We start from the raw sequence: 11,798 nt of genomic DNA on the forward strand, positions 1-11,798 counted from the left end.
TAAAATCTAATGCATATTATTTTACAATAAACTTCAGGGTTTTATGGATGTTTTGCGTATCTATTCTCAATAGATATATTCCTATCTGAAGATTGTTAGGCAAAGAGATATTTGTGAATTCACTTTTAGATTTCAAGGTTTTCAAAAGCACTCCGTTCAGGTTATGTATGGAAATTTCCATCGTTTCAAGTTCCTCCTTAGGGAAATCAACAAAAAGCTCCATGGTTCCACCAGATCTTACTGGGTTAGGTGCTAAAGTTACCTGGAAAGAACTTCTTAATTGAACGTTAGAGACACAAGTCCTTAAAACCTCCCCCTCTTCAGTTTCGACGACCACATAATAATTACTCTCTGGATCCAATGCATCATTGATATCATCTCCAACGGAATAATATTGACCATTACCCACCACGGAACCATTCCTATACCAACGATAACTCACAAATGAATAGCCGCCATTGGTTTCTGAATTATTATTTACCAGTAAAACATTATTGAATTTTTGTATAACGATATCTCTAAAATTGAAATTCTTCTCGATAATGATAGTGTAAGTTTTGGTGGAAGTCCCATCTTCGGAGGTTACCGTCACTGTCTTCTGATAAATACCTGGTGAGGATATGGTCATTGTAAGGTTAGCCTCCTGGTCAAGAGTAGCACCCTGATTGGGCTCAAACTGGATTTGGATCTGACTTACATTGTCCTCACAATCTATAAGGTAATAGATCTCTTCCTGGGGATTGGAGTACATCCTCCCGTTTATGGAAACCCTATTTAATTTCGCCTCATTTCCGATAATTGTGAGTGTCCTTACCACCGGATCTGCAGCTTCATAATTTTGATTTCCTTGCTGCTTGGCAGTAATGGTGATGGTTCCCGGGCTTAATATTCTCACAAAACCTCGTGAACCAACAGTTGCAGCTGGATCCTCTGATTCATAAGAATAAGAATAAACAACAGGCAAACCTGAACTTGATAAAGCATCCAGTTGGAAATAACCATCTCTTTGATAACGGTTTTCAAGGGCATCAAAACGGATTTCCTGGGGAGCCTTAGTAATGACAAGCTGTGCACTTAATACCTTATCCAAAGAATTAGCTGAGCTTATAGTCGCAACAACGGTATAATTCCCTGCATTAGTTTTCCCGTTGTTATCATAGCTAACACTTGCCCCCTGGGGTAGCCCGCTAACTGTGATGCTTTTTGTACTACCGTCATAAATAAAACTTTCATTCTCAAAGACCACCCCTTCAATTTCTGAATATTCAATAGACAAAGTCACTTCTTTTGAAGCAGCTAAATAATTATTGGTTTCTTTTGATGATACAGTAACGTCGAACGTTCCTGCCTCGCTATACCCCTGTTGTGGGCTATAAATCAATTCTGTTTCTGAGTGATTCAATTGTGCCTTTACGAGTTTCAATTCCCCATCATAGGTGAAGCTTTGCTGTGCATCGGTCGTAATTAGGGCCTGGGCTTTTTCTATTATCAAGTTTGCCGCTAATTCCAGATCGTTATAGTTCTCCTGACTGATCTTCGCAATGACCTTATGGATACCCGCCTGGGTCTGTCCGTTATTCACATAGGTTACTTGGGCCTCTTCTGGTAGGTGATCAACAAATATACTGTGCTGGCTGCCATCATAGGTATAGGTAGCATCTCCAAAAGTAACCTCTGTAATGGATGCAGGAGTGATAGTGATATCAGCTGTCAAGATCAAAGGAATATAGTTGGGTCCGGTAATAGTTGTCGTAACCTCTTGACGACCAACATTTACCCTTTCATTGTTCGTGTATAAAACTTTTGTTCCGCTCGGTATTTCTCCTTGTATTTCAAGAGATTTAGGAGTTCCATCATATATAAAGTTTGCATCTTCAAAGATGATTCCATCAATAGTTGCGGGCTTGATCTCAAAGGTAGTTCCTTCAAAATCAATCATATAATTTTTGGTTGCATTTAAGCTACCTAATTGGATCGCATAGGTTCCAACATTTTCTCCTTCAGCCCTACTCAAAATTCCTGTTAAGACGTTTTGATCATCTCCTCTTTTAAAACCTGTTGCAATATAGGTGAAGAGCGGATCTGATTCTCCATAGATCTTACTCTGTCCGACATTAGCAATGATCTGCAAGCTTGCTTTCGTAATTTCAAAATCTGAACTATTGAAACTAATTGAATAATTGTTTCCTGCTTTTAGACTTCCTTTACCGATAGCATACGTTCCAATATCCTCTCCTGGCTCTCTGTCTAAAGTACCAGAAAGCACAGGTAAAGAATCTCCATTTTCAAAACCGCTGACTGTATAAGAGAAAACTGGATCCGCATCACCGTAGACCTTGCTTTGATTGTCATCCACCGTAATGCTAAGTGTCTTTTTCAAAATTGAAAACTCCGTTCCCTTATAGTCAATGATATAGTTCCTACCTGCATCAAGAGTTCCTAAGGTAATGGAATATTTGCCCACGTGTTCTCCCTCTTGTCGACTCAGGGATCCGCTTAAAATACTTTCATCATCACCGTTTCCAAAATTGGTTGCGCTATAAGTTAGTACAGGATCATTTTCTCCATACATCTTAGCCTGGTTGGAATCAGCAATAACAGTTAAGCTTCTTGGAGTAATTGTAAAGTCTGTGCCCGAATAATTTAGCCTATAGTTGACCCCAGCATCAAGGGTTCCCTGAGTGATCATATAACTCCCTACGTTTTCCCCTGCTGTTCTGGTAAGTGCACCACTTAGGATGGTTTCATTATCTCCGCGTTCAAAACCGGTGGCTGTGTAGGAGATAACTCCATCTGCTTCACCGTAGATCTTACTTTGATTAATTTCTGGAGTGACATTTAAACTAGCAGGAGTGATCGTAAAGTCTGCTACTTCAAAATTGATCGTGTAGTTATCACCTGCACCTAGTGTTCCCAGATTGATAGGGTAAGTACCTACGTTTTCTCCCAATGCTCTTTGCAGTTCTCCTGTTAAAATTGAAACATCATCCCCATTATCTAGTCCCGTAGCAGTATAGGTTAAAACTGGATCCCCTTCTCCATAAACTTTGTTTTGATCCTCGGTTACTGTGATGGTCAGGGTCTTTTCTGAGATTGTAAAATCTGATCCCTTATAATCGATATTATAGTTCACACCAGCAGATAGGTCACCTAAGTTAATAGGATAGCTGCCTACGGTTTCACCCGATCGTCTACTCAAAGCTCCGGTTAAGATGCTCTCATCGTCCCCATTTCCGAAGTTGGAAACTTGATAGGTGAAAGTTGGATCAGTAGCTCCATAAACCTTGCTTTGATCCTGGTCAGCGATCACCCTCAGTGTTCTTGCCGTGATTTCAAAGTCAGCTCCAAAGTAGTCAATAATATAATTGTCCGTTGCTACCAGGCTTCCCAGGTTGATGGGATAAGTTCCAACATTTTCCCCTGCTTCCCTTTCGAGTTCTCCCGATAAAATAGACGGACCTTGAGTGAATCGAAAACCACTAACTGTATAACTAAGATTTGGATCTTCTTCACCATAGACTTTATTTTGACCTGCACTTGCGGTCACGGTCAGGGTGGCCGGGTTAATTTCAAAGTCAGCGCCCAGGTAATCTATGATGTAATTATCCCCAGCACTTAGACTCCCCTGGTTGATTGCATAAGTCCCAACATTCTCTCCAGCTTGCCTTTGGAGTTCTCCTGTTAAAATAGATGGCCCTTCACTAAATTGAAAACCGCTAGCTGTATAGCTAAGCTTTGGATCTTCCATACCATAGACCTTGTTTTGACCTGCACTGGCGCTCAGAGTAAGTGTTGCTGGTTTTATTTGAAAGCCGGTCCCGATAAAACTGATCGTGTAGTTATCACCTGCACTGAGCGTACCAAGATTGATAGGATAAGTACCAACATTCTCTCCCGCTTCTCTTAATAGATCACCACTTAGAATGGACTGATCGTCCCCATTTTCAAAACCGGTAGCAGTATAGGTTAAAACTGGATCTGCTTCTCCATAAACTTTGTTCTGGTCCTCGGTTACTGTGATGGTCAGGGTCTTTTCTGAGATTGTAAAATCTGATCCCGTATAATCGATCTTATAGTTCACACCAGCAGATAGGTCTCCTAAGTTAATAGGATAGCTGCCTACGGTTTCACCCGACAGTCTACTCAAAGCTCCGGTTAAGATGCTCTCATCGTCCCCATTTCCAAAGTTGGAAACTTGATAAGTGAAAGTTGGGTCAGCATCTCCAAAAATTTTGCTTTGATTCGGGTTGGCCATCACGGCTAATTCTCTTTGTTTAATTTCAAAATCCGATCCAATGTAGGTAATCGTATAATTTGTCCCGGCATTAAGTGTTCCCAGGCTAATGGGATAAGTACCCACGTTCTCCCCAGGCATTCTTGACAACTCGCCCGTTAGGATATTTTCATTATCACCATTTTTAAATCCAATCGCAGTATAGGTTAAAGTCGGATCATTTTCACCGTAGATCTTTTGATCATCGGCATCTGCAGACACCTTTAATGTAGCTGGAGTGATGGTGAAATTGACAGGAACAATGCTTATAAAGTAATTTGCTCCAGCATCCAGACTTCCTTTTTTCAGAGCATAGGTACCTACAGTCTCGCCTGTAATTCTGGTTAACTTCCCGGAAATAATACTTTCATCGTCTCCAAGATTAAAGCCTGTGGCAGTATAGGTGAAAACTGGATCACTCTCCCCGTAAACCTTACTTTGATTTAATGTCGGAGTAATTACCAGTTCTGAAGGGACATCATTGTCTGTGATGGTGATCATAGCTTTTTCGGAAGTGCCTATGGATACCTGTAGATTGTCTGTTTCCACCAGGCTAATAATAACCGTTTCATTCCCTTCCACATCCAGGTCATTCAGGACATCCAGCGGAATACGTACAGATTTGGTATTAGCGGGGAATATAAACGAAGTTCCGATATTTCCATAATCTGTCCCTTGAGTAGCTGTACCTGTTATCGCTATGTTTACTGTGGTATTGCTGGCAAATAAGTTGTCTGTGGTCACCTCGAACCCTCCATCAATATCATCTTCCTCTGCCTGATTTAAAGCGGTAATACTCAGCCTGGCTGACAAATCCTTGGTTACTATATCAGAAGCATTTGAACCTACATTTCCGGCAGCATCCTTCAAGGTCAACTCCAGTGTTATTTCGCCATCGGGCAAGCTGCTTAGGTCAATTCCTGAAATTCGCTGATTCGATAAACTCACCGTTCCAGAACCACTTATAATTGTACTACCGGCCTCACTGCTAAAGCTGTAATTAAAAGTAGTTCCCAATTCTGCTCCTGAGAGCGTAAAACTAACCTCCTCATCATTTACTCCATTGATAATATCCTGATCTATATTCACCGAATAGCCGGTAGGTTCAATCGCATCCACAAAAAGAAAGGCCGTAGAACCCACAGCATTGAGGGTTAGAATCGCATCATTACCGGAATCATCCACTATGGTGCTTCCATTGGAATTAAGTTTTCCTAAACTGATTCCATCCGTATCCAAATCCCCATTTTGAATTGTATATCTGAAGACTATCGCACTAGTACCAGAGCCAGAAAGGTAGCCGGCCTGTCTTGTTTGAGAACCAATGGTAATTGCAAGTTGAGGCGCTCCCCCTGTTGTATTGATCGTAACCTTTTCATTGAAGTTTATCGTAAAATCCAAATTCTGACCTGAAGTATAAGTTCCGTTAACTGGAGTTGATACGCTAGCCACTGCAGGCGCTGTTGCATCCACTAAAATACCGTTAGTAGTACCTATTGAATTTAAAAGAAGATTGGCATTATTACCTGCTGCATCTTGGATACTTCCTCCATTGGTAGCTAGTGCTCCAACTTGAATTCCGTCTAAATCTAAATCTCCTGGCGCAATGGTATATCTAAATACGATAGCACTGCTTCCTGAACCGGACATGTAATCAGCCGAGACATTTTCTTCTCCAATAATCAATACAATTGATGGAATACCAGTATCGGTCTTCACGTTTACAACTTCTGCAAAATTAACTGTAAAATCCAAATTTTGCCCCCCTTTGAAGGTCCCATCTGAAGGAGTATTTACGGAACTTACCACTGGAATCACTGCATCTACCAGCACTCCCGAAGTCGTTCCCATATTACTTAAATTCAAATCAGCTGCAGTTCCATCAGGGCTTTCCATGGTTCCATCATTAGTGGTCAAATTACCTATTGTTATGCCGTCTTGATCTTCTTCACCATTTTGAACAGTGTACCTGAAGACTAAAGAACTACTACCTGAGCCAGAAAGATATACAGCTGCTCTTGCTGAAGCACCAACTGTCAATGAAAGCTCAGGCATACCGTCAGCAGTATTTACTACCACATCACTTGAAAAATTAACTGTAAAATCCAGGTTTTTTCCCTCCACATAGCGATCGTTTGCCGGAACAATGACCGAAGTAACTCTTGGCAAAGCCAAAATTTCCAGCTTTGCCAAATAATCTTCACCGCTGCTGAGGGTTCCGTCACTTACTTCAAACTGGAAGGAAGTATTGATCGTTCCATGTTGGATATACTGTAAATTGCCCGTATCCAAAACATTCTTTGGGATTCGTTCACTTACAGACACCTCTTCTGCCTCATCATAAGAATTATCGCCATCAGCGTCAACATATAAGATTCCCTCTGCAGGAATTGACTCTATCTTCAAATCCACCAATGGTTCTCCATCTAAATCCTTGTAACCGAAATTTGCTGCAGAGAAAATATAAACCTGTCCCTCAAGCGGATTTACTGTGAAATTTATGGCAGTTGGAAGGTCGTTTACTGGGATGATATCTATTTCAATAGTAGCGATCAAAATATCATTTCCTCCTCCAAGGCCAATATTCCCATTATCATTAATTCTCACCTCTACAGAGGCGGAAGCATCACCGGTAAGATTGGCATCAGGACGGAAATTTATATTTGTTGGCTGACTGATGTAATTGGTTAAATTAGTCAAATTACCGGTTAAGGTTAACTCACCTGTCAAATGTCCAGAAAGGGTAATTCCTGTTCCGGCAGCTATATCAAAAATTCCTCCTGTAGCTGATAGTTTCAATGTCACCTCCCCGCTTCCAGCATCAACATCACTGATAGTTGCTGATGATATATCAAATGGATTATCAGAAGCATCTTCCTCCACAGCAATTGAATTCGGCAATCCGGTCAGTTTAGGATCATCATTAATAGCTTCAATGTCAAAACTCACCGAAGCGACATTGGAATCTACCTCTGCGTCATTGCTGAAAAATGAAATGGTTCCGCCATTGGTCCCATTTAAATCAGGATTTGGAGTAAAAGTAGCCGCTGTTAGTGCTGCATTAATATTGGCAAGGGAACCTGAAGCGGTAAAGCTAGTTGAACCATTTCCATCTCCGTTAAAAGTAATTCCTGTAGTACCCAGGCTTATAGTCCCTCCGGTAACTGTAAAGCTGACAGTTTGATCATCTCCATCTACATCAGCTACTGCAAAAGCATCCGAAATAGGAACGTCTACATCATCTTCCTGGACAACGGGAGCAGCTGGAGGTGTTGCCACTGGAGGCGAATTACTTACCTTACTTTTGTTATCCGTGGCTGGATTCCCAACATTACCTGATAAATCTGTTAAAGTTACTGAAAGGGTCACCGTTCCTACATTCAAGCTACCTAAGTCAATTCCCGTAACTTGTTGATTTACGGAACTGATCGTTCCTGAACCAGATATAGGGGTTCCGCCCCCTGAACTTGTAAAAGTATAATTATAGGTGGCATTTAGTTCCGCATCAGTAAAAGTGAAACTGACATCATTTTCAGTTGCATCTGCAATAGGATCCTGATCTATATTAACCGAATAAGCATTAGGGGCCTCATCATCGGTGCAGAAGCCGAAATTATCTACATTCAAATACTGGAATGCTCCTCCTATGGAAATTTCAAGTTGATCTACGGGAATTATAGAATTGTCCACTCCTCCTTCTGTAGAAAAATCCAAAATGGTATAACCACTATTTGTCGTCCCATCAGTTTCAAAACCAGAGTTCTTGGTAATTGTATAAACAGTGCTTCCACCTTGCTTACCTACCAAGGTAAGTGTTCCGTTTCCAGTTGGATTGGTTCCATCTGCTAAGGAGGAAAGATAAATAGCCATGCTATTAAGAAGGACAACACCATTATTAGAAGAAATGGTGTAGTTACCGGTTCCTGTATTTATTAGGGTATACCTTGAACCATCAATGCCGATTGTGGGAGTTTCAGTGCGCACCTCCATATTTCCGGTAATGCTAAAATTATTACTACCAATAGAAAAGGCTTTACTTCCATTGGTCTCATCTTCTAATGTCTCTATCAGACAAGGGCTCACATAATGAGTTTGTCCCGAGGTGAAGCCGGCAGTACCATTATTTCCGTTGCTGTTAGTAATATTGGTTCCTTCTTTAAGATCCAAACGTAAACTTCCTTCCCCTATAATATTATTTACTGTAACTGTATAGGAAGAACCTGAACCTGATACAGAACCAATAGAACCGTTTGCAGTACCCGTTCTATTTAAGTCGAAATCATCGCTGCTAACATTTAAAGCTGCTTTACTAAAATTAACTGCAAAAGTTATCGAAGAAACATTGGAAAGAGGTGCTCCTGTTAAGGAAATGGAAGTTATCTCAGCAGGAATCTCCGTTTCATCCACGAAGACAGGACCATAAGTAAAGTGGTCCAAATGGAAATTAATATCTACGGCTTGAATTCTTATTTCATCTACATCATAAAAATCTGGATCCCCAGCAAAGTCCTTCAATCCTGCGGTGCCGGAATTAAAATTAATAGATTTTGCTGGACCAACAGCTGATCCATTTTTAAAACCCTGAATGGTTCCTGAGGGGCTGGCAAAACCAGCATCTTGTAAGAATATACTCCTGAATTGAAATTCACTGCCATCATTTTTTTTAATAGTCCACCGGGTCAATGCTCCAATGTTGGTGTTAGTATCATAAAGACTAATTGAACCCTGAAAACCTGATCCGGATCTAGTCACAATTCCAGCACCATTTGCCAAATTTATTGAAAAGGTAAACCCACCGGTTGAATAGGACTGAGCCAAATATTGGTTTTCTGAAAGACCATTAAAATCAACGGTAGTAATTTGTGCAAAAGCTGTTTGCAGAAAGAAGGTAAAAAACAGAAAAATTAGAAGTAGTTTTTTTTTCATAATAGAAGGACGTAAAGAATTGAAGCAAGCGTAAAAAGTCCTTTGGAAAAAGTTGATTCCAAAGGACTATAAGAATTAGTTTCTACTTGGAAAAATACCAACTAGTGCTATAACATAATTAACTCCTAAATAAGGATTTCGATTGTTAAAAGGCATATTACCTCCTGAACTACCTATAGCTGGTGAAGCCATCGATGAATTAGCTGTGTTACCATAAGAATTAACAGAAACTACCGGACTTTGTCTATCTTCTTGAAACTTTGAAACAGCCGGATAATTTCCAACTGGACTAGATGCGGTCCCTGCCTCATTACTTGCTTGGAGGTTGTGAGAATGAGAAGGCATATTATTAGTGTTTAAGGTGATTTGTTCAGCTCCTGCTTTTTCTCCGATGTTGATTGGTGAAAGTCCAGGTCCTTCCCCTAATCCCACAGCGCTTCTTCCTCTTAGATCTGGCAAGGCAAAGTTAGTGCGACCATCTCCGCCATACATTGTTCCCAAAAGAGAAAATAAAGCTTCATTTCCTGAAATCGATAATAAACGACCGTCACAAAATGCCCAACCTCGTGGTTCGAAGTTGAATCCTACCATCATAATTTGTCCAATAAAAGGTTCCATAATAATTTGTTTTGAATTGTTGATTATTTAATTAATTGATATTTAAAAAATTAGAATATTTGAAAAGTTCAAAATGTTGTTTCATCTTGTCTGACATATCTCTGTTGAAGAATTAAGACCTTGAACCTTTGAAATGATCCATCCGCCGCTTTAATCATATCGTAATTTATTTCCTCTTCCCAATTTTTCATTTTGCCCTTAACCTCCCATACTTCCTAAATCTATAGAATGACATAAAAACCTCCTGCCTGATATAATCAGTTGTAGTTTTTCAAAGATTTTTGGAAGAGATTTTTGATACGGTATAGGCATCGGATTTTTTATCCGGCCCAAATAGTCCGGGCTTATTTTAGCATTTCCACTAGCTGCATCATTCTTTCCACCTACCGAGACGCTAGGCTTAGCGTCCACACTTAAGGTTTGGGTATAAGAAAATGTTTTGCAGAAAAAATAAGATTGGGAATAATTGGCTTGTAATTTTGAAGTAAGCCTCTTTTCGGTTCCATAGCTAACTAGCTCCGAATCAAATGCAGATTGTCCATCTCTACCGGATAATTTAATCTGTAAAAAAGAATCATCACTGTATTCTTCCCCTATGCCTGCCTTTATTAAATTTTCTGACAGCACATCTATATAAAATAGATCAACATATTTGGAATAATAATCAAGTATATCTTTTCCGTACCTATTCTCGATGATCATGTTTTCTAAGTTATAATTGGCAATAAATTTAGTATTTGGTTGCACTAATTGACCAACAAACTTAATAACAAAACATTAATGATATATGTAAGAATTTACATATAAATAAGGGAAAAACCCCCTTGATTGTTAATTTTTTATAAAACCTAAGAAGTGTTTTACGTTAAAAAAAGTTAAACTACCAGTAGGAGAAATTTTTAAAAATCATTTCCAAAGTCCCATCACGAAATTTTTCGAAATTCTTTGGTGGACCCCCAGTAAATAGTATGAAATCTTTTTTTAAATGTGAATAATCGTAATAATCCCAATTCTTTATTATTTCCGAGATGGTCTTTTTTTCTAATAAGAATTCTCTTAGTAAATTATTGAATTGTATTAATTTGATAAAAAATTTAGGGGATACCCCTATTTGCTTATAAAAGTAGGTATTTAAAGTACTTCTGGAAAATGGATATTTATTTAAAATATCTTTTATAGCCACCCTGCCCTGGCTTTTAAAAATATCCTCTATAATCTCATCTATCGGGGTAATTTTAGTCCATTGGGGATAAAAACTATCGAAGTAGTTATCTATTTTTTCTAAGGCTTTATCCGGACAGTTTACCTGTTCAAGTTCTTGGTATAATAAATTTAGTAAAGCACCAGATACCGCCATGGACATATCAAAATGGGAGTTACGAGCATTTTTCGCATCCTCTTTGGTTATATTATTCCAATGAAATGGCTTTATAGCAAGTGTAATTAATTTTGCACCTTTCTCAGCTTGTAATGAAAAATAATTCTCCACGGGCTGAAGTTGAATCCTACCCAATTCTGGTCTTGTCCCATCGGAGTTGATCTTTTGAATACTCCCATAAATAAAATTTAAATAAACCTTACCTGAACCGATTAAATTATAACTAGTAATCTCACTATCATAATTTATAATTGTGATACTTAAAAACAAAGGGTGATTTTGCAGGACCCGATTTAGAGAGAGTAAGGAGGTCATAAGTAAAACTCAGTACTTGAAATATTTTCAAAGCTTAAATATAGAAATTTTTAATTTTTCTTTAAACCTTCAATAATAAGGAGTGGTTTAGAAAGCATAAATCTTTAAACTGGAAAAATTTGTGACTGCTGATGATCCTGATCGAAATAAATCATTTAAGAATTACCAAATTATTTACTCTTCCCTGATGATTGGGAGTGTAATCTGAACTCTGTCCTTTGCTTCACTCCTTCGGGGGTACCCCCGAAGGAGTGGTTGCCAAATCGAGCCTAATGCGGTCTTCAAATC

At 39.1% G+C, this 11,798-nt stretch carries 4 protein-coding genes; all 4 read right to left on the reverse strand.

From position 1 onward, the window contains the following. Nucleotides 1–16: 16 nt before the first annotated feature. The 4 genes from DET49_RS14085 to DET49_RS14100 all read right to left on the reverse strand — a co-directional run bounded on the left by DET49_RS14085 (nt 17) and on the right by DET49_RS14100 (nt 11,465). Nucleotides 17–9,199, reverse strand: a complete 9,183-nt coding sequence (locus tag DET49_RS14085) for an MBG domain-containing protein (RefSeq protein WP_133548765.1) — start codon at nt 9,197–9,199, stop codon at nt 17–19. Nucleotides 9,200–9,274: 75 nt separating this feature from the next. After that, nucleotides 9,275–9,817: a phage tail protein gene (locus DET49_RS14090; RefSeq protein WP_208109657.1), complete on the reverse strand. Its 543-nt coding sequence runs from the start codon at nt 9,815–9,817 to the stop codon at nt 9,275–9,277. Between the two features lie 198 nt (nt 9,818–10,015). Next, nucleotides 10,016–10,519 (reverse strand): hypothetical protein, encoded by a 504-nt coding sequence (locus tag DET49_RS14095; RefSeq protein WP_133548769.1) that lies wholly within the window; start codon nt 10,517–10,519, stop codon nt 10,016–10,018. A 178-nt stretch (nt 10,520–10,697) separates the two neighbouring features. Further along, nucleotides 10,698–11,465, reverse strand: coding sequence for a helix-turn-helix domain-containing protein (locus DET49_RS14100; protein ID WP_133548771.1), 768 nt, complete (start codon nt 11,463–11,465; stop codon nt 10,698–10,700). Nucleotides 11,466–11,798: the final 333 nt, after the last annotated feature.

Source organism: Salegentibacter sp. 24 (assembly GCF_004362395.1).
Classification (GTDB): Bacteria; Bacteroidota; Bacteroidia; order Flavobacteriales; family Flavobacteriaceae; genus Salegentibacter.

Bases quoted from the DNA above. Each gene is read 5' to 3' on its own strand.
- DET49_RS14085 (WP_133548765.1), bottom strand. From the start codon at position 9,199: ATGAAAAAAAAACTACTTCTAATTTTTCTGTTTTTTACCTTCTTTCTG.
- DET49_RS14090 (WP_208109657.1), bottom strand. From the start codon at position 9,817: ATGGAACCTTTTATTGGACAAATTATGATGGTAGGATTCAACTTCGAA.
- DET49_RS14095 (WP_133548769.1), bottom strand. From the start codon at position 10,519: ATGATCATCGAGAATAGGTACGGAAAAGATATACTTGATTATTATTCC.